The organism is Streptomyces cyanogenus, assembly GCF_017526105.1.
Classification (GTDB): Bacteria; Actinomycetota; Actinomycetes; order Streptomycetales; family Streptomycetaceae; genus Streptomyces; species Streptomyces cyanogenus.
In genome coordinates, this window is sequence record NZ_CP071839.1 from 5072365 (window position 1) to 5089803 (window position 17439).

Consider the following 17439-nt stretch of genomic DNA (forward strand, 5'->3'; position numbering starts at 1 on the left):
GGTGGCCGTACGCATCCGCCACCCTCCTCTCAGGCGAAGTTGAACACCCGTCACCTCAGCCGCGAGGTTGCACATCCCCGACCCCGGACCATCCCCGAACCCGCACAACCCCCTCACAGGGGAGTCGTACGATCACCTGCCTAACCAGCGGTAACCCCCTTTCTCCGCCGGGGCCGACCGCAGGTGCGCGCACGCCAGAGGAGCCGCCCGTGTCCACGCCGTACCCGACCCCGCCCGCCTCCTCCGGCGCCCACGTCTCCGCCACCGACTACGACGGCCGCCCGGTCCTCGTGGAACCCGAGATACGCCGGCTGGACGGCGTGGTGCGTGAGGCGTCGGTCCCGCCGTTCGCGCCCCCGGTCACCCACGGCTCCCTGGCCGACCTGCCGTACGAGAACGCGGAGGCGGCACCCGGCAAGGTCGTACTCGGCCGCAAGCGGACCGACGGCGGCTGGACGGACGTGACGGCTGCCCGGTTCGCCGCCGAGGTCCAGGCGGTGGCCATGGGCCTGATCGCCGAGGGCCTGATGCCCGGCGACCGGATCGCCGTCATGGCCCGTACGACCTACGAGTGGACCCTGCTCGACTTCGCGGCCTGGGCCGCCGGCCTGGTCACGGTCCCCGTCTATCCGACCTCCTCCGTCTTCCAGACCCGCTGGATCCTGCACGACTCCGGCGCGGTCGCCCTGGTCACCGAGACCGCCGCCCAGGCCGCCGCCATCGGCCCGGAACTGGCACACCTGCCCGACCTGCGCCACGTGTGGGTGATGGAGAAGGGGCATGTGGACCGGCTCGCCGAGGCGGGCGCGCCGGTGCCGGAGGGGGAGGTCGGCGTACGCCGGGGCATGCTCGGTCCCGACACGCTCGCCACGCTGATCTACACCTCGGGGACCACCGGCCGCCCCAAGGGCTGCGCCCTCTCGCACGGCAACTTCTTCGCCGAGGTCGACAACGCGGTCGAACTCCTCCACCCCGTCTTCAAGGCGAAGGACGAGGAGCCGTCGGTCCTCCTCTTCCTCCCCATGTCCCACGTCTTCGGCCGGATGGTGGCCATCGCCTGCGTCCGCGCCCGGGTCCGCCTCGGCCACGCGCCCAGCCTGGCCCCGGGCGACCTCCTCCCCGACCTGGCCGCCTTCAAGCCGACCTGCCTGCTGACCATCCCCTACATGCTGGAGAAGATCTACAACTCCGCGCGCGCCCAGGCGGAGGCGGGCGGCCGGGCGTCCGCCTTCGACCGCGCGGCAGCCGTGGCCCGGCGCTACGGCGAGGCGCTGGAGGCCCGGCAGACCGGCACCGGCAGCGGTCCGAGCCGTGCCCTGAAGACACAGCGCACCTTCTACGACCCCCTCGTCTACCGCCGCATCCGCGCCGCCATGGGCGGTCGTGTCCGCTACGTCATCTGCGGCGGCTCCCCGCTCGGCCGGCGCCTCGCCGTGTTCTACGCCGGCGCCGGCATCCAGGTCTTCGAGGGCTACGGCCTCACGGAGACCACCGGCGCCTCGACGGTCACCCCGCCCCTGAAGCCCCGCCTCGGCACGGTCGGCTGGCCGCTGCCGGGCACGCGGGTGCGGATCGCGGCGGACGGCGAGATCCTGCTCGCCGGCGACCATGTGCTGCGCGGCTACTGGGACCCGCAGGCGGGCGGGGTGGTGCCGGCGACCCGCGACGGCTGGCTGCCCACGGGCGACATCGGCGAACTGGACGACGAGGGCTACCTCACCATCACCGGCCGCAAGAAGGAACTGCTGATCACGGCGGGCGGCAAGTCGGTGGCCCCGGCCCCGCTGGAGAACTGGCTGCGCCAGCACCCGCTGATCTCCCAGGTGATGCTGGTGGGCGACGCCCGCCCGTTCGTGGCCGCCCTCATCACCCTCGACCCCGACGGCATCACGCACTGGCGCCAGATGATCGGCAAACACCCGGTACCGCCGGAACTCCTCGTCGGCGACGAGGAACTGACGGCCGTCCTCCAGCGGGCGATCGACGAGGCGAACCGCATGGTCTCCCGCCCCGAGTCCATCCGCCGCTTCACCGTCCTCCCGGTGGACTTCACGGAAACGGCCGGCCACCTCACCCCGTCGATGAAACTCCGCCGCGACCACATCCTCCGGGACTTCGCTCCCCAGGTGGAGGCGATGTACGAGCGCTGAGGGCAGGGGTGGGACCCTCCTCCTGGTCAGGCTTCCTTCTGGGCGAGGAGGAAGGCCTGTGGGACCGGGGATTCGCCGCGTGTCACCTCCGGTTCGCGCACGGTGCTGGAGCGGAGGGTGAAACCCGCCTGGACCAGCAGCTCGGCCATCTGCTCGGGGTGGCGCCGGTGGAAGTCCAGGATCACGTCGTGGCCGAACGGACGGTCGAGGCGGAGCGGCACGTCACCCACCTGGAAGGCGAGCAGGAGCCGCCCGCCGGGCGCCAGCACGCGGTGGAACTCGGCGAACAGGTCCGGGAGTTCGTCCACAGGCGTGTGGATGCTGGAGTACCAGGACACGACCCCGGCCAGCGAACCGTCGGCCAGGGGCAGCTCCCGCATGGAGCCCTGCTCGAACCGCAGCCCGGGAAAATCGCGGCGGGCGACGGCGACCATGGACGCGGAGAGGTCCAGGCCGAAGACGGACAGCCCCAGTTCGGCCAGGTACGCGGTGACCGCGCCCGGCCCGCAGCCGAGGTCGGCGACCTGGCCGCCCGGTCCGACCTGCTCGGCGTACGCGGCGAGCAGCGCGCGCTCCAGGGGCCGTTCGGCGAGCGGGTCGCGGAAGTGCGCGGCGTAGTCCTCGGCGATGGCGTCGTAGAAGGTGCGGGCGTCGGTCATGGAGGGACCGTAGCGGGCGGCACTGACACCGCCCTCTAGGCTGCTGCCCTTGGCCAAAGCATCACAACGGGGGTACAGGTCGATGGACCAAGCGACGGACGTCTTCCAGCCACTTCAGACGGACGACCCTTCGGTGGTGGCCGGTTACCGGCTCGCCGCCAGGCTGGGCGCGGGCGGTATGGGCCGGGTCTACCTGTCGCACACGCAGGGCGGGCGGCCCGTGGCGCTGAAGGTCGTACGGCCGGAGCTGGCGGACGATCCGGACTTCCGGCGGCGGTTCCGGCGGGAGATCACGGCGGCCCGGCGGGTCCGGGGAGCGTACACGGCCGAGCTGATCGACGCGGACGCGGACGGCGTGCCGCCGTGGCTGGCCACGCTCTACGTGCCGGGGCCGTCGCTGGCCGAGGCGGTGGCCCGGCGGGGGCCGTTGCCGGTGTCGGCGGTGCTGTGGCTGATGGCGGGGGTGGCCGAGGCGTTGCAGGCGATCCACGCCGAGGGGATCGTGCACCGGGACCTGAAGCCGTCGAACGTGCTGCTGGCCGCCGACGGGCCCCGGGTGATCGACTTCGGTATCGCGCTGGCCGCCGACGGAACGTCGTACACGGCCACCGGGAGCATGATCGGCACGCCGTCGTTCATGGCGCCCGAACAGGCGGCCGGGGACGAGGTGACGGCGGCGACGGACGTCTTCGCGCTCGGGCAGACGGCCGCGTTCGCCGCCCTGGGCAGGCCGCTGTACGGCGAAGGCCCGGCCGTGAACGTGCTGTACCGCATCGTGCACTCCGCACCCGACCTGGACCTGCTGCCCGAGCCGCTGCGTCCGCTGCTCGCCCGGTGTCTGGCCGCCGACCCGGCGGAGCGGGCGACCCCGGCGGAGGTCGTGGAGTGGTGCCGGCAGCGGCTGGGGACGGAGGCCGGCGCGGGCGGTGGACCGGCCGCGTGGCGGGAGATCACCGGGCCGGAGGTCGCGGTCCCGGCGCCGGTGCCCGCGCCCACCCCGGCGTACCCGCAGCCGCTCGTCACGTACCCGCAGCCACCGACCGGGTGGCCGCAGCCGACGCCGGAGGAGCGCACGGCCCGCAGGCGGCGCGCCGCGCTGATCTCGGTGGCCGGCGTGCTGGGCGGTGCGCTGCTGGTGGCGCTGCTGGCGTGGTCGGTGATGGACGCCCAGGGCCGCAAGAGCGGGCGGGACGCGGCGACCGGTTCCTCGCCGGTCGAGGGGTCGGCGTCCGCACGGGGGCCGGCGTCCGCGTCGGCGTCCGCGCCGGGCTCCTCCCGTGCGTCGGACCGGGGAGCCGGTGGCAGTGCGCCCTCGGCCTCGCCCCGGGCCCCGCAGCCGCAGGACTTCGCCCAGGTGTGGCTGGACGCGAAGACTTCGCTGAGCCTCAAGGACCGCAATCCCGCGCGGAAGGACCGCAAGGGCGACATCCGCTTCGACTGCCGGGCGTCCGGCTGTGAACTGAGGAGCGACAGCGTGGTGTTCCTCCAGATGTACGGCGCCCACGGCACCACCCTGGACCAGTGCCGGCTGCTGCTGAAGAGCGCCGACAGGCACAGCTGGACGCTGGCCGGGGCGGCGCCCGGGAGCGAGTTCTGCGTGAAGGACACCGAGGGGAACATCGGGCTGTACGTGATCCAGACGAAGTCCACCGCCGTGCCGGACATCGCCTTCCTGACCGGCGACCTGACCGTCTGGCGGAACGCCGCCTAACCCACCCCCGCCAGCCGCAGCAGCGCCGTCGTCGCCGCCGCGGCCAGGACCACCACGGCGAACGGTGCCCGGCGCCAGGCCAGGGCGGCGCCCACCAGCACCCCGGCGGGGCGGGCCCAGCCGGCGAATCCGCCCGACTCGGTGAGGGCGCCGGTGGCCAGCAGGGCGACGAGGAGGACCACGGCGCCCGCGCCGGCCAGTTCCTGGACGCGCGGCGGGACCGTGACCCGGCCGTGCAGGACCGGGCCGACCAGCCGGAAGGCGTACGTGCCGACGGCCAGGGCGAGGATCACGGCGAGTGTGGTGTTCATGCGGTGTCCCCCTCCGCGGCCGGGCGGCGGTGGAGGAGGAGCCCGGCGAGGGCCAGCAGCACCGGGACACCGGCCGGGACGGCGGGCGTGACCGCCAGGGCCAGCGCGGCGCCGGGCAGGGCACACCGCCGTACCGTCGCGTCGGCGCGGAGGGCGGGCAGGACCAGGGCGACCAGGACGGCGGGAAAGGCGGCGTCCAGGCCGTAGCGGGCGGTGTCGCCGAGCGCGCTGCCCGCCACGGCCCCGGCCAGGACGCCGAGGTTCCACACGGCGAACAGGCCGAGCCCGGATATCCAGAACGCCCGCCGCTGCCGTACGGGGTCCGGCTGGGCGAGGGCGAAGGCCACCGTCTCGTCGGTGACCAGGTGCGCGCCGAGGAAGCGGGTCGCGCGGCCGGTGCCGAGGATCTCGGCCACGGCCAGGCTGAAGGCCGCCGTCCGGGTGTTGAGCAGCAGCCCGGTGGCCACGGCGGCGACCGGGCCGCCCCCGGCGAGCAGCACGCCCACCGCGCTGAACTGGGCCGAGCCCGCGTACACCACCAGGGACATCAGCACCGGGACCCACACCGGCAGGCCGCCGGCGACGGAGACGGCACCGAAGGAGACGCCGACGACACCGCTGGCCAGCCAGACGAGCGAGCTGTCGCGGACGAGTGAGGCGTGGGTGTCCCTCGTGGGTGTTCGTTGTACCGAACGCATGTTTTCTACAATGGACAGCGAGCACACCGTCCGTCAAGCCGAACGATCGTACCGATGGAGCGAACGCCGATGTCCGAGGTGCCCGCCCGGCTCCCGATGGAGTGGATCGCCGCGTCCCTCAAGCGCGAGCGCGCCCGCGCCGGTCTGTCCCTGTCCGAGCTGGCCAAACGCGCCGGAATCGCCAAGTCGACGCTGTCCCAGCTGGAGGCGGCCGGCGGGAACCCGAGCATGGAGACCATCTGGGCGCTCGCGGTCGCGCTCGGCGTGCCGTTCAGCGCGCTGGTGGAGTCACCGGCGCCCGGCGTGCAGGTGATCCGGGCCGGCGAGGGGCCCACGGTCGGCTCGGAGCAGTCCAGCTATGTGGCCGCGCTGCTGTCGGCGAGCCCGCCGGGAGCGCGCCGGGACATTTATCACGTGTGGCTGGAACCCGGGACCGTACGGGACTCGGACCCCCACATTCCGGGGACCGTCGAGCACATCGTGGTCAGCGCCGGGACCGTGAAAGCCGGTCCGCACGGAGAGGCCGTGGAACTCGGCCCCGGGGACTACATGTCGTACCGGGGAGATGTGCCTCACGCGTACGAGGCGCTCGCGGCCGGGACCAGGTTCGTACTGATCATGCAGCACGTGTGAGTGTGCGTGAACACGAAATGAACAGGGAAAGGCAGGAGCCCCGTCGCCGGGTGGCGCGGGGCTCCTTGGGTACTGCACTCAGGTTCTGCGATCAGGCAGTGATCAGACGGGAGTGACGTTCTCCGCCTGCGGGCCCTTCGGACCCTGCGTCACGTCGAAGCTCACCTGCTGGTTCTCCTCGAGGGAGCGGAAGCCGGAGGCGTTGATCGCGGAGTAGTGAACGAAGACGTCGGGGCCGCCGCCCTCCTGGGCGATGAAGCCAAAGCCCTTTTCGGCGTTGAACCACTTCACGGTTCCGGTAGCCATAAGCCCTCCTTGGGCTCAAAAGGGTTGCCCTGCCTCCAGAACCTGCAAGTGCGAAACGGTGCTGCACGACTGCATTCGTCTGAAAACGACGAGAGCCCGCGGTTACATGCTCCGCAGGCTCTGTACTGCAAGGGAAACCAAACTGCAACTTGCGGCAAGCCTAGCATCCGGGCAGCCGAAAGCAATAGAGGTCAAGATCACTTCACCCGGAGGTTTGAACGTCCGCTAGCCCGTTTGGGGGTAGGGCCGGTCCCAGCACCGTAGCGCACGGGGTCTAGTCTCGCGATGTGGACAATTCTCGCACCCGGCCGCGTGTCGGCCACATCCAGTTCCTGAACTGCCTGCCCCTCTACTGGGGGCTCGCGAGAACCGGCACGCTCCTCGACTTCGAGCTGACCAAGGACACCCCGGAGAAGCTCAGCGAGCAGATCGTGCGCGGGGACCTCGACATCGGCCCCGTCACCCTGGTCGAGTTCCTGCGCAACGCGGACGATCTCGTCGCCTTCCCCGACATCGCCGTCGGCTGCGACGGCCCGGTCATGTCCTGCGTGATCGTCTCGCAGGTCCCGCTGGACCGGCTGGACGGCTCCCGGGTCGCCCTCGGCTCGACCTCGCGCACCTCGGTCCGGCTGGCCCAGCTCCTGCTCGCCGACCGCTACGGCGTACAGCCCGAGTACTACACCTGCCCGCCCGACCTCAGCCTGATGATGCAGGAGGCGGAGGCCGCCGTCCTCATCGGCGACGCGGCCCTGCGCGCCAACCTGCTCGACGGTCCCCGCTACGGCCTCGAGGTGCACGACCTCGGCACGCTCTGGAAGGAGTGGACCGGCCTGCCGTTCGTCTTCGCGGTGTGGGCGGCCCGCCGCGACTACCTCGAACGCGAGCCGTTCATCACCCGCAAGGTGCACGAGGCCTTCCTGGAGTCCCGCAACCTCTCCCTGGAAGAGGTCCACAAGGTCGCCGAACAGGCCGCCCGCTGGGAGGCGTTCGACGAGGCCACCCTGGAGCGGTACTTCACCACCCTCGACTTCAGCTTCGGTGCCCCGCAGCTGGAGGCCGTCGCGGAGTTCGCCCGCCGGGTCGGGCCGACCACCGGTTTCCCGGCCGACGTGCGGGTCGAGTTGCTGCGGCCCTGACCGCTTGCTTCCCCTTTTCCTCCCGGGACGGGCACTCCGGCGCGATGCCGGCCGTCCGAACCGGGTAGGACAGGGGCAAGCCCGACGGGGCGGGAGATGGGGGTGGGGAGTGTGAGCGGGGTGACCACGGGGGTGCTGGTGCTCGTCGCCGCGGTGTGGGGTGCGCTGACGGGCACGCTGCTGCCCCGCGCCGCCTACCGCTTCGCCGTCCCGTCCGGCGAACCCTGGCGCGACCGCTGCCCGGGCGGCCACCATCCGGTCCGGGGCTGGCTGGGCGGGGCCCGGTGCGGGGAGTGCGCGAAAGCCGGCGAACGCGGGGGCGCCAAGGGGCGCTCCGGTGAACGCGTGGGTGATCAGGGAGGTTCCGGTGAACGCGCGGGTGGTCAGGGGCGCGTGCCTGTCATGTCGTACCGGCCGCACGCCCCCTCGGCGCTCCTCCTCGCCACCGTCGGCGCCCTCGTCTGCGCCGCTCTCGCCGCCGCCACGGGCACCCGGCCCGAACTGGCGGTCTGGCTGCTGCTCGCGCCCGTCGGCGTCCTGCTCGCCGCCGTCGACCTGCGCGTGCAGCGGCTGCCCGACCCGCTGACCCTCCCGCTCGCCGCCGCCGCTCTCGCCCTGCTCGGCCTCGCCGCCCTGCTCCCCGAACACGCCGGCCACTGGCGCACCGCCCTCTACGGCGCCCTCGCCCTCGGCGCCGGCTACTACGCGCTGTACCGGCTCAACCCGGGCGGCATGGGCTTCGGCGACGTGAAACTCGCCGTGGGCATGGGCGCGGTACTCGGCTGGTACGGCTGGCCCACCGTGCTGCTCGGCACCTTCGCCGGGTTCCTGCTCGGCGCGCTCTACGGCGGCGCGCTCGTCCTGGCCCGGCGCGCGAACCGCAAGACGGCCGTGCCGTTCGGCCCGTTCCTCCTGGCCGGTGCCCTCGCCGGGCTGCTGATCGGCGCGTACGCGGCCTGAGGTCTTTGGGCCGAAACGGCTGGCGTAGGCTGGTTCGGTCCGCCCACCCGTCTCCCACCACCCTTGTACCGAGCGCTTCGCGCACACCTTCCCACTGCCTTGACGAAAGGGACGCCCTGGTGACCGAGAAGGCCGACCTCACGTCTGTCCTCGACCGTGCCGCTGCCGGTGGGCGGATCACCCCGGAAGAGGCGCTGGCCCTCTACCGTGACGCCCCGCTGCACGCCCTGGGCGCCGCCGCCGACGCCGTACGCCGCCGCAAGTACGCGGGCACCGAGCACATCGCCACGTACATCATCGAGCGGAACATCAACTACACGAACGTGTGCGTCACCGCGTGCAAGTTCTGCGCCTTCTACGCGGCCCCCAAGGACATGGAGAAGGGCTGGACCCGCGACCTCGACGACATCCTGCGCCGCTGCGCGGAGACCGTCGAGCTGGGCGGCACCCAGATCATGTTCCAGGGCGGCCACCACCCCGACTACGGCGTCGAGTACTACGAGAAGCACTTCAAGGCCATCAAGGACGCCTTCCCGCAGCTGGTGATCCACTCCCTGGGCGCGTCCGAGGTCGAGCACATGGCCCGGATCAGCGGGGTGTCGGTCGAGGAGGCCATCACCCGCATCCACGAGGCGGGCCTGGACTCCTTCGCGGGCGCCGGCGCGGAACTGCTCCCCGAACGCCCCCGCAAGGCCATCGCGCCCCTCAAGGAGAGCGGCGAGCGCTGGCTGGAGATCATGGAGACCGCGCACCGGCTGGGCGTCGAGTCCACCTCCACCATGCTGATGGGCACCGGCGAGACCAACGCCGAGCGGATCGAGCATCTGCGGATGATCCGGGACGTGCAGGACCGTACGGGCGGCTTCCGCGCCTTCATCCCGTACACCTACCAGCCCGAGAACAACCACCTGAAGGGCCGCACCCAGGCGACCATCTTCGAGTACCTGAGGATGATCGCCATCGCCCGCCTCTTCCTGGACAACGTCCAGCACATCCAGGGCTCCTGGCTCACCACCGGCAAGGAGGTCGGCCAGCTGTCCCTGCACTACGGCGCCGACGACCTCGGCTCCATCATGCTGGAGGAGAACGTGGTCTCCTCGGCCGGCGCCAAGCACCGCTCCAACCGCCTGGAGATCATCGACCTGATCCGCAAGGCCGACCGGGTCCCGGCCCAGCGCTCCACGACGTACGAGCACCTCGTCGTGCACGACGACCCGGCGAACGACCCCGTCGACGACCGCGTGGTCTCGCACATCTCCTCCACGGCCATCGAGGGCGGCACCGCCCATCCCGAGCTGAAGCTGCTCGCGTCGAACTAGGGGCGCCTTGCTGACGATTCACGCGGACTCCCGGGGCCACGCCGTCCTCGTCAGGGGCGATCGGATCGAGGCCGTGGGGCCCCTGGAGGAGCTGGCCGCCGCGCACCCGCACGCGCGCGTGCGCAGCTGGCCCGGCATCCTCACGCCCGGATTCGTCAACCCCCACGGCACCGAACTGCTGGAGGAGGCGTACCACCCCGACCCGCGGGAGGCCGAGGCCCTCGGCACCGAGCCGCTGACCGGGGACGCGCTGACGGACCTCGCCCTCGACGACGCCCGCTGGGGCGGGAGCGCCCGGCGCGGGGTGCAGCGCATGTTCGCCCACGGCACGGTCGCGGCGGCCTGCGCACCGCTGCGCAACCGCGCGGTGCGGGACGCCGTACTCCGCACCGGCCTCGAACTCCTGCCCCGCGGGCCGGTTTCCGCCGGCGTCCCCGCGCTGGACCCCCTCGCCTCCGCCCTCCCGCCCACGACCGCACCCGCCCCGGCCCCGGGCTCCCCGGCCCGCTTCGCCGTCTTCGACGTCCACGACGAGGCGGAGCTGGCCGAGCGGGGGGCGGCGACGTGCGTGGCCACGGTGGTGGCGGGGAGGCTGGTGTTCCGGCGCCGCTGAGGAGGTACGCGGGGCCGTGTCCCCGTGCTGCTGGGCCGCGTGGGCGCGCCCGGCCACGGACGCCCAGCGGTTCACCACCCGTACGTCACCCCGCGAACGCCTTTCCGAACGCCCCCTTCTCCTGCTTCACCCCGCTGCACACGGTCGGCGCGTGCCCCCCGGAGGAGGAGCCCTCGCACGGCCGGTCGCGGAAAGCGGACCACATGGACACCCACGCGATCCCCGTCTCCTGCGCGAACGCCCGTACCTGACCGGCGTCGGCAAGCGTGAACGTCTCACCGGCCACGTCATTGACGCCGATCATCGACGTGAGCGCCATCCCCCGCCACGCCCCGGCGTCCGGCAGCCCGAACACCTTCCTCAACTGCGCGTGCGCGGCCTTCGCGGACGTCACCGCGTAGTCACCCATGTCACCGCCGTACGACTCGCCGTAATTCATGGTCATCAGATTGACCGTGGACACCTCGACGTCATACGTGTTCGCCGACTCCAGCAGCGCGAGGCTGTCCGCGTCGAGCCCGGACGGCATCACCGGAAGCGTGAAGGAGACGTCCAGCTCCGGCCGTGCCCTCTGCAGCCGGGCTATCGCCCGCGAACGCAGGTCGACGGACGCGGAGTCGGCCAGTTCGTCGCCCTCGATGTCGAAATCGGCGGCGGTGGATCCGGCCGCGTCCAGCGCCTCGGCATAGGCGGCGGCGAGTTCCCCGGCGCCGTCGCAGGCGGCCGCCAACTCCTTTCCGGAGGCTCCGCCGAAGGAGACGCGGACGGTGGCGCCGTCCTTCTTCAGCGCAGATATCCGGGAGGCCACGGCGGAGTCGGTGACCGCCTCGGTGCCGTTCCACTTCGGGGTGCAGCCGCTGCCGCCGGAGACGACGAAGGCCAGGTTGTACGCCCCCGGGGAACCGGCGGAGTCGGTCGGGGCGGCCTCGGTGGCGCTGACGTAGGGCGCGTAACCGGGGGAGTGGCCGGCGGCGCGGGACGTGCTCCCGGCCCGCGTGTTCTCGGCCTGCGTGCTCCCGGCGCCCTGGGCGCAACCGGTCACCGCGAGGGCGACGGCACAGGTGAACGCGGCGATCGGCCTCGGCGGTCTCCTCATGAGCTCCTCATGAGGGGGAACATCTCACACCGGACCGTGCACCTCGGCGGTTCCCTCAGCCGCTCGACGTGGAGGACGTCGCGGCACGCAGGAAGCCGACGCTCCCGCCGTGAGGGCGGGCTGCAAGAATGGGCGGGTGACCCGCGCTTCCCTGAACAAGCAGCCGCACGAAGTCGCCTCGATGTTCGACGACGTGGCGGAACGGTACGACCTGACGAACGACGTGCTGTCGCTCGGCCAGGACCGGCGCTGGCGCAAGGAGGTGGCGAAGGCGGTCGACGCGCGCCCCGCGCAGAAGGTCCTGGACCTGGCCGCCGGCACGGCCACCTCCTCGCTGCCCTTCGCGCGGACGGGCGCGTACGTCGTCCCCTGCGACTTCTCCCTCGGCATGCTCCAGGTCGGCAAGAAGAAGCACACCTGGCTGCCGTTCACCGCGGGCGACGCGACGAAGCTGCCCTTCAAGGACGACACCTTCGACGCGGTGACGATCTCCTTCGGGCTGCGCAACGTGCAGGACACGGACGCGGCCCTGCGGGAGATGTACCGGGTCACCCGGCCCGGCGGACGCGTGGTGATCTGCGAGTTCTCCCACCCGACCTGGGCGCCCTTCCGCACCGTCTACACCGAGTACCTGATGCGGGCGCTGCCCTCGGTCGCGCGCGCGGTGTCCTCGAACCCGGACGCGTACGTCTACCTCGCCGAGTCGATCCGGGCCTGGCCCGACCAGCCCGCCCTCGCCGAACGGCTGCGCAAGGCGGGCTGGTCGAAGGTCGCGTGGCGCAACCTCACCGGCGGTGTGGTCACGCTGCACCGGGGCTTCAAGGAGAGCTGAATCCGGCCACCGCGCAAGGGTCGCCGGGCTGGTCCAGTTCCCGTTTCAGTCCGCCCGTCGGGGGCCGCGGCACGCGTGGCTCCCGCACGCCTCCGCCCCCCTCGCCCTCACCGAGGTCGAACCACACGTACACCATCGAGTCCGCCGGCACCTCGGCGCCGGGCTGCGGATACTGGCGCACGACGTAGTCGACGACGGCGCGGTGGAAGTCCGGGCGGTCCGGCGCGTTGAGGAACAGGCCCCGCGCCCGGGCCGTTTCGCGCGCGTCCATGGCCATCAGACCGACCAGACGCGGGACGCGCACTTCGGGTGTGTTGGGTGTTATGCGCACAGATGTCACCCCCAGCGGTACTGGCAGGGTAACTCCCACCCGGTCCGCCCGGAAGGCGCCGGTGTCTTTCTGCAACAGACGATTACTTTCCGTGGTCACTGGTGAGGTTGAGCCGGAAGCAGAGCGCCGGCTCGTTCAGCGTGGGATGCGTGTAGGTCTCCGCCTGTTCCATGCCGAGCCGCCGGACCACCGCCAGGGACCGCTCGTTGCCCGGCCGGACCATCGCCACCACACCCGGCACCCCGGCCGCCCGCACCCGCCCGAGCGTCTCCCGCGCCGCCGCGGTGGCGTACCCCTTCCCCCAGTGCGCCCGCCCGAGCCGCCAGCCGATCTCGATCTCGCCGACCGGGCCCCAGTCCCTCGGCCACGGCTGCGCGCCGGTGAAGCCGATGACCTCCCCGGACTCGTCCAGCAGGGTCCACAGGCAGAAACCGTGCTCCGCGTCGTGCCGCCGCTGGCGTGCGGTGAGTTCCTCGTACACGGACAGCGCCGCGGGCCTGCCGCCGTGGAACTCCATGACCTCCGGGTCGGCGAAGACCCGGTGCCAGGCGACCGCGTCCTCGTGCGTGGGAACGCGCAGCCGTACCGCGGGGAGAGGTCGGTTCACAGGGCAGCCCTTCAGCCGGGTGATCAATTCTGCTGAATAGACTGCCCATGTCCAGTGCCGCTCGGCACACTGATTTCGAACTTGGGGAGATCCCGCCGTGACCGTCGTGACCGAGCCCCTCTCCGAGAACACCGCCGACGTGATCGTCGTGGGCGCGGGGCCGGCCGGCTCCACGACCGCGTACCACCTCGCCAAGGCCGGTCTCGATGTGCTGCTCCTGGAGAAGACCGAGTTCCCGCGCGAGAAGGTCTGCGGCGACGGCCTCACCCCGCGCGCGGTGAAGCAGCTCGTCGCCATGGGGATCGACATCTCCGAGGAGGCCGGCTGGCTGCGCAACAAGGGTCTGCGCATCATCGGCGGCGGCTCCCGCCTCCAGCTGGACTGGCCGGACCTCGCCGCCTACCCGAACTACGGGCTCGTCCGCAAGCGGGACGACTTCGACGAGCAGCTCGCCCGCAACGCCCAGAAGGCGGGGGCGCGGTTGTACGAGCGCTGCAACGTGAGCGGCCCCGTCGTCGACGACCGCACCGGCCGCATCACGGGCGTCACCGCCAAGCTCGGCGAGGAGAAGCGCGAGGTCACCTTCCACGCACCCCTGGTGGTGGCCGCCGACGGCAACTCCACCCGGCTGTCCCTGGCCATGGGCCTGAACCGCCGAGAGGACCGCCCGATGGGCGTCGCGGTCCGGACGTACTTCGAGAGCCCCCGCCACGACGACGACTACCTGGAGTCCTGGCTGGAGCTGTGGGACCGGCGCGGCCCGCAGGACCGGCTGCTGCCCGGCTACGGCTGGATCTTCGGCATGGGCGACGGCACCTCGAACGTGGGCCTCGGCGTGCTCAACACCTCCGCCTCCTTCAAGGAGCTGGACTGGCGCGAGGTCCTCAAGGCGTGGTGCGCCTCCATGCCGGAGGACTGGGGCTACACCCCCGAGAACATGACCGGCCCGATCCGCGGCGCCGCCCTCCCCATGGCCTTCAACCGCCAGCCGCACTACACGCGCGGGCTGCTCCTCGTCGGCGACGCCGGCGGCCTGGTGAACCCCTTCAACGGCGAGGGCATCGCCTACGCCATGGAGTCCGGCCAGATCGCCGCCGACGTCATCGTGCAGGCCCACGCGCGCGCGACGCCCGCCCAGCGCGAGATCGCCCTCCAGCGCTACCCGCGCGTCCTCAAGGACACCTACGGCGGCTACTACACGCTCGGCCGCGCCTTCGTGAAGCTCATCGGCAACCCGAAGGTCATGCAGATCGCCACCCAGCGCGGCCTGACCCACCCGCTGCTGATGAAGTTCACCCTCAAGCTCCTCGCGAACCTCACCGACCCCACGGGCGGCGACGCGATGGACCGGATCATCAACGGCCTGAGCAAGGTGGCCCCGAAGGCGTGACTAGGCACTGAGAGCCGCGGCGTTGGCGGCCCGGCGGGCGTACACCTCGTCCCGCCGGGCCGCCATCTGCCGCAGCGCGTCCTTCTTGTCCCGTTTGGAGAGCCGGTCCAGATAGACGTACCCGTTGGTGTGGTCGGTCTCGTGGACCAGACACCGCGCGAAGTACCCCGTGCCCTCCACGACGACCGGACGGCCGTCCTTGTCCTGCCCGCGGACGACGGCCCGGTCCGGCCGCGGTACGGCCATCACGGCGCCGGGCACCGACAGGCAGCCCTCGCTCTCCTCCAGCAGCCGTCGCCCGCTCGTGGGCGCGTCCAGCACAGGGTTGACAATGTGTCCGACATGTCGGACACCGTCGTCATCAGGGCAGTCGTACACGAAGATCCGCAGATCGACCCCGACCTGATTCGCCGCCAGTCCCGCACCCTCGGCGACATACATGGTGCGGAACATGTCGTCGATGAGCGCGGCGAGGTCGGGCCCGAACTCCGTGACGTCCCGGCACGGCTTGTGCAGCACCTGCTCGCCGACCTCGGTGACCCGGCGCACCGCACCCCGCCCGGCCTCGGGGGCGTGGCGCGGGTAGTAGTCGGCGGGAGTTCCCTGAACGAACACGCGTGGCATCGCGTGAACCCCTTCACTCGGCGTCGGGCCGCCGGACGGCGGCCCGAGCAGAGCATTCCAGGGACGACGCGAGGGCCGCTGCCCCCGAGCGGCTGCGGCCCTGCGTGCGTAAGAGGTGCGGAGTGCGCTCAGAGCACCCGCACGGCGCCGGTGGGCGGGTCGTACGACAGCGGGCGCTCCACGACGCCGCTGGAGGGGTTCTGGGCGCCCACGAACATCCCGTCGCCGACGTACACCGCGACGTGGTACGCGCTGCCCGCGCTGCCCCAGTACAGGATGTCGCCCGGCTGCAGGTTGCTGAGCGAGACCTGGGTGCCGGCGGTCGACTGGTCCTGGGAGACGCGCGGCAGGCTGATGCCGACCTGCTTGAAGGCCGTCTGCACCAGGCCGGAGCAGTCGTAGGCGGACGGGCCGGTGGCGCCGGAGACGTACGCCTTGCCGACCTGCGCCTTGACGAAGCTGATGACGGCCGCGGCCGAACCGGTGGCCGTGGAGGTGCTGGTGGAGGTCGAGGTGGAGCCGGTGCTCGCCGTGGTGGAGAGCGTGGTCCGGTCCGCGTTGCGCGAGGCGCGGGCGGCGGCCTCCTTGCGGGCGGTCTCCTGGGCCTTCTTCTTGGCCTCGGCCGCCTTCTGCTTGGCCTCGGCGAGGTCCGCCTTGGCCTCCTTGGCGGCCTTGGCGGCAGCCGCGTCACGCTCGGCCTGCAGCTGGTAGTTCGCGGCGGCCTGTTCGGTGGCGTCCGCGGACTGGGCCGCCTGAGCGGCCAGGTCGGCCGTCAGGGTGGGCAGTTCAAGGGTCTGCGTCACCGGCTCGGCCGCGTTCGCCGAGCCGGACGCCCCGGCGACTGCCAGGGTGCCGAGAACGCCACCGGCAACTCCGGCCCGCATCGCGAGGGTCGACGCGCTGCGGCGGGGCTTCCGGTGGCTGCGTATGTGAGCGGTGTGGGACATGGGAACAACCGGTACCAGGGGCTCCTTCATATCTTCAAGAAACGTGTGCTGCGCCACAGTTACTCAATCGAGCCCCAGAATGCCGGGCGTGTCGCTCCTTATTGACGCCGTAACGGACATTATGGACGCCCGTGATCAAGCCCTTGATCACGGTCTTTGATCATTACGTCCGAATTGCCCCCCGCTTACCATCGGTTGGGGTCGTTGGCCAAGCCCGGTTCTCAGGGACCTCTCATGGGTGTGACGGAGGTCACGGAACGGCCACCGGAACCGTGGCGTCTCGCGCGTGCCGCGCTCGTGAACGCGTGCACGCACCCCGACCCGCGTCCACACCCCACATCCCGCCTCCCTCTCACGTGTGAACGCGATCCTCTAGCAGTCCTCCGCGTCCAACGCCAATTTGCATGCAACGGAACTCTCTTGATATTGAGACGCCCCCTCCGGCCTGCGGTGACGGGCGAAATTGTCACTTCTGGTGATCAACTGAACGCTTCGCGTACGAAGATCACTCATCATCCGACTTCATGATCCTTCGTCAGGTGGTGGAGATCACAAAGCTTGTGCAATACCCCGTGTCGCAGATCACAGAGCGGCGGGCATAAGATGCGAGGCAGTTGGGCTTGTGACCTGCTTCACATGTTCTCGATCTTCGCCCGGGACGAGCGGGGCTCGTGGGACCCGTGAGGCGGACGTGAGCCCAGTGCAACCGCCAGCAGTCAGCGCCGACTGAGAGGAGCGAGGAGCGGTGAACGCGTATGCGCCCATCCTCGTACTGGGAGCCCTCGGGGCAGGCTTTGCGATCTTCTCCGTGGTCATGGCCACGCTGATCGGTCCGAAGCGGTACAACCGCGCCAAGCTCGAGGCCTACGAGTGCGGCATCGAGCCGACCCCCACGCCGGCCGGCGGCGGGCGCTTCCCCATCAAGTACTACCTGACGGCGATGCTCTTCATCGTCTTCGACATCGAGATCGTCTTCCTCTACCCCTGGGCCGTCACCTTCGACGCCCTGGGGATTTTCGGGCTCGTGGAGATGCTGCTCTTCGTGCTCACCGTCTTCGTCGCGTACGCGTACGTATGGCGGCGCGGCGGCCTGGAATGGGACTGAGGGGCCTTTAA

General features: G+C 71.4%; 19 protein-coding genes. 10 read left to right on the forward strand and 9 right to left on the reverse strand.

Going from position 1 to position 17439, the window contains the following annotated elements; genetic code table 11:
• Nucleotides 1-209: 209 nt before the first annotated feature.
• Nucleotides 210-2150, forward strand: a complete 1941-nt coding sequence (locus tag S1361_RS22865) for an AMP-dependent synthetase/ligase (RefSeq protein ID WP_208033666.1) — start codon at nucleotides 210-212, stop codon at nucleotides 2148-2150.
• 26 nt (nucleotides 2151-2176) lie between these two features.
• Here the strand turns inward: S1361_RS22865 and S1361_RS22870 are convergent, their stop codons facing one another.
• A complete protein-coding gene (locus S1361_RS22870; protein ID WP_208033667.1) occupies nucleotides 2177-2809 on the reverse strand; it encodes a class I SAM-dependent methyltransferase in 633 nt (210 codons plus the stop codon).
• Nucleotides 2810-2891: 82 nt separating this feature from the next.
• Between S1361_RS22870 and S1361_RS22875 the strand changes: the two genes are divergently transcribed.
• On the forward strand, nucleotides 2892-4520 hold the full coding sequence (locus S1361_RS22875) for a serine/threonine-protein kinase (protein ID WP_208033668.1): 1629 nt from the start codon (nucleotides 2892-2894) through the stop codon (nucleotides 4518-4520).
• Here S1361_RS22875 and S1361_RS22880 read toward each other — a convergent pair.
• Nucleotides 4517-4831, reverse strand: a complete 315-nt coding sequence (locus S1361_RS22880; protein WP_208033669.1) for an AzlD domain-containing protein — start codon at nucleotides 4829-4831, stop codon at nucleotides 4517-4519. The genes S1361_RS22875 and S1361_RS22880 overlap by 4 nt on opposite strands.
• Entirely contained in the window at nucleotides 4828-5529 is a 702-nt protein-coding gene (locus S1361_RS22885; protein WP_208033670.1) for an AzlC family ABC transporter permease, read from the reverse strand. The genes S1361_RS22880 and S1361_RS22885 overlap by 4 nt, the downstream gene beginning before the upstream one ends.
• A 69-nt stretch (nucleotides 5530-5598) precedes the next feature.
• Between S1361_RS22885 and S1361_RS22890 the strand changes: the two genes are divergently transcribed.
• Entirely contained in the window at nucleotides 5599-6162 is a 564-nt protein-coding gene (locus tag S1361_RS22890) for a helix-turn-helix domain-containing protein (RefSeq protein ID WP_208033671.1), read from the forward strand.
• A 102-nt stretch (nucleotides 6163-6264) separates the two neighbouring features.
• On the opposite strand, the gene S1361_RS22895 is transcribed toward S1361_RS22890, so the two are convergent.
• Nucleotides 6265-6468 (reverse strand): cold-shock protein, encoded by a 204-nt coding sequence (locus S1361_RS22895; RefSeq protein WP_003992177.1) that lies wholly within the window; start codon nucleotides 6466-6468, stop codon nucleotides 6265-6267.
• A gap of 287 nt (nucleotides 6469-6755) precedes the next feature.
• Here S1361_RS22895 and S1361_RS22900 point away from each other — a divergent pair, with 287 nt between their 5' ends.
• The 4 genes from S1361_RS22900 to S1361_RS22915 all read left to right on the forward strand — a co-directional run bounded on the left by S1361_RS22900 (nucleotide 6756) and on the right by S1361_RS22915 (nucleotide 10496).
• Entirely contained in the window at nucleotides 6756-7604 is an 849-nt protein-coding gene (locus tag S1361_RS22900; protein ID WP_208033672.1) for a menaquinone biosynthetic enzyme MqnA/MqnD family protein, read from the forward strand.
• Nucleotides 7605-7724: 120 nt separating this feature from the next.
• A complete protein-coding gene (locus S1361_RS22905; RefSeq protein WP_208036727.1) occupies nucleotides 7725-8564 on the forward strand; it encodes a prepilin peptidase in 840 nt (279 codons plus the stop codon).
• Nucleotides 8565-8683: 119 nt separating this feature from the next.
• Nucleotides 8684-9883: a cyclic dehypoxanthinyl futalosine synthase gene (gene mqnC / locus S1361_RS22910; protein ID WP_208033673.1), complete on the forward strand. Its 1200-nt coding sequence runs from the start codon at nucleotides 8684-8686 to the stop codon at nucleotides 9881-9883.
• A 7-nt stretch (nucleotides 9884-9890) separates the two neighbouring features.
• Entirely contained in the window at nucleotides 9891-10496 is a 606-nt protein-coding gene (locus S1361_RS22915; RefSeq protein ID WP_208033674.1) for an imidazolonepropionase-like domain-containing protein, read from the forward strand.
• A gap of 85 nt (nucleotides 10497-10581) precedes the next feature.
• Here S1361_RS22915 and S1361_RS22920 read toward each other — a convergent pair whose 3' ends face one another.
• A complete protein-coding gene (locus S1361_RS22920) occupies nucleotides 10582-11592 on the reverse strand; it encodes a chitinase (protein ID WP_208033675.1) in 1011 nt (336 codons plus the stop codon).
• A gap of 136 nt (nucleotides 11593-11728) precedes the next feature.
• On the opposite strand from S1361_RS22920, the gene S1361_RS22925 reads away from it, so the two are divergent.
• Nucleotides 11729-12424: a demethylmenaquinone methyltransferase gene (locus S1361_RS22925; protein WP_208033676.1), complete on the forward strand. Its 696-nt coding sequence runs from the start codon at nucleotides 11729-11731 to the stop codon at nucleotides 12422-12424.
• On the opposite strand, the gene S1361_RS22930 is transcribed toward S1361_RS22925, so the two are convergent.
• The gene (locus S1361_RS22930) at nucleotides 12411-12728 is read right to left on the reverse strand and encodes a PASTA domain-containing protein (protein ID WP_208033677.1); all 318 of its coding nucleotides are present in this window, start codon (nucleotides 12726-12728) and stop codon (nucleotides 12411-12413) included. The two genes, S1361_RS22925 and S1361_RS22930, sit on opposite strands and share 14 nt — an antisense overlap.
• Before the next feature lie 109 nt (nucleotides 12729-12837).
• Entirely contained in the window at nucleotides 12838-13362 is a 525-nt protein-coding gene (locus tag S1361_RS22935; RefSeq protein ID WP_208033678.1) for a GNAT family N-acetyltransferase, read from the reverse strand.
• A gap of 97 nt (nucleotides 13363-13459) precedes the next feature.
• Between S1361_RS22935 and S1361_RS22940 the strand changes: the two genes are divergently transcribed.
• Nucleotides 13460-14752, forward strand: coding sequence for a geranylgeranyl reductase family protein (locus S1361_RS22940; protein ID WP_208033679.1), 1293 nt, complete (start codon nucleotides 13460-13462; stop codon nucleotides 14750-14752).
• Here the strand turns inward: S1361_RS22940 and def are convergent, their stop codons facing one another.
• Nucleotides 14753-15376 (reverse strand): peptide deformylase, encoded by a 624-nt coding sequence (gene def / locus S1361_RS22945; RefSeq protein ID WP_208033680.1) that lies wholly within the window; start codon nucleotides 15374-15376, stop codon nucleotides 14753-14755.
• Between the two features lie 128 nt (nucleotides 15377-15504).
• Nucleotides 15505-16323 carry a C40 family peptidase gene (locus S1361_RS22950; protein ID WP_208033681.1) on the reverse strand — a complete coding sequence of 273 codons (819 nt, stop codon included), beginning with the start codon at nucleotides 16321-16323 and terminating at the stop codon, nucleotides 15505-15507.
• Between the two features lie 745 nt (nucleotides 16324-17068).
• On the opposite strand from S1361_RS22950, the gene S1361_RS22955 reads away from it, so the two are divergent.
• Complete coding sequence (locus S1361_RS22955; RefSeq protein ID WP_003992243.1) at nucleotides 17069-17428, forward strand: NADH-quinone oxidoreductase subunit A; 360 nt, start codon at nucleotides 17069-17071, stop codon at nucleotides 17426-17428.
• The last annotated feature ends 11 nt before the right edge of the window (nucleotides 17429-17439 follow it).

What these genes read in the sequence shown, in the direction of transcription:
- S1361_RS22895 (WP_003992177.1), bottom strand. Translation starts at nt 6,468, where the DNA reads ATGGCTACCGGAACCGTGAAGTGGTTCAACGCCGAAAAGGGCTTTGGC.
- S1361_RS22920 (WP_208033675.1), bottom strand. Translation starts at nt 11,592, where the DNA reads ATGAGGAGACCGCCGAGGCCGATCGCCGCGTTCACCTGTGCCGTCGCC.
- def (WP_208033680.1), bottom strand. Translation starts at nt 15,376, where the DNA reads ATGCCACGCGTGTTCGTTCAGGGAACTCCCGCCGACTACTACCCGCGC.
- S1361_RS22870 (WP_208033667.1), bottom strand. Translation starts at nt 2,809, where the DNA reads ATGACCGACGCCCGCACCTTCTACGACGCCATCGCCGAGGACTACGCC.
- S1361_RS22890 (WP_208033671.1), top strand. Translation starts at nt 5,599, where the DNA reads ATGTCCGAGGTGCCCGCCCGGCTCCCGATGGAGTGGATCGCCGCGTCC.
- S1361_RS22885 (WP_208033670.1), bottom strand. Translation starts at nt 5,529, where the DNA reads ATGCGTTCGGTACAACGAACACCCACGAGGGACACCCACGCCTCACTC.
- S1361_RS22950 (WP_208033681.1), bottom strand. Translation starts at nt 16,323, where the DNA reads ATGTCCCACACCGCTCACATACGCAGCCACCGGAAGCCCCGCCGCAGC.
- S1361_RS22875 (WP_208033668.1), top strand. Translation starts at nt 2,892, where the DNA reads ATGGACCAAGCGACGGACGTCTTCCAGCCACTTCAGACGGACGACCCT.
- S1361_RS22880 (WP_208033669.1), bottom strand. Translation starts at nt 4,831, where the DNA reads ATGAACACCACACTCGCCGTGATCCTCGCCCTGGCCGTCGGCACGTAC.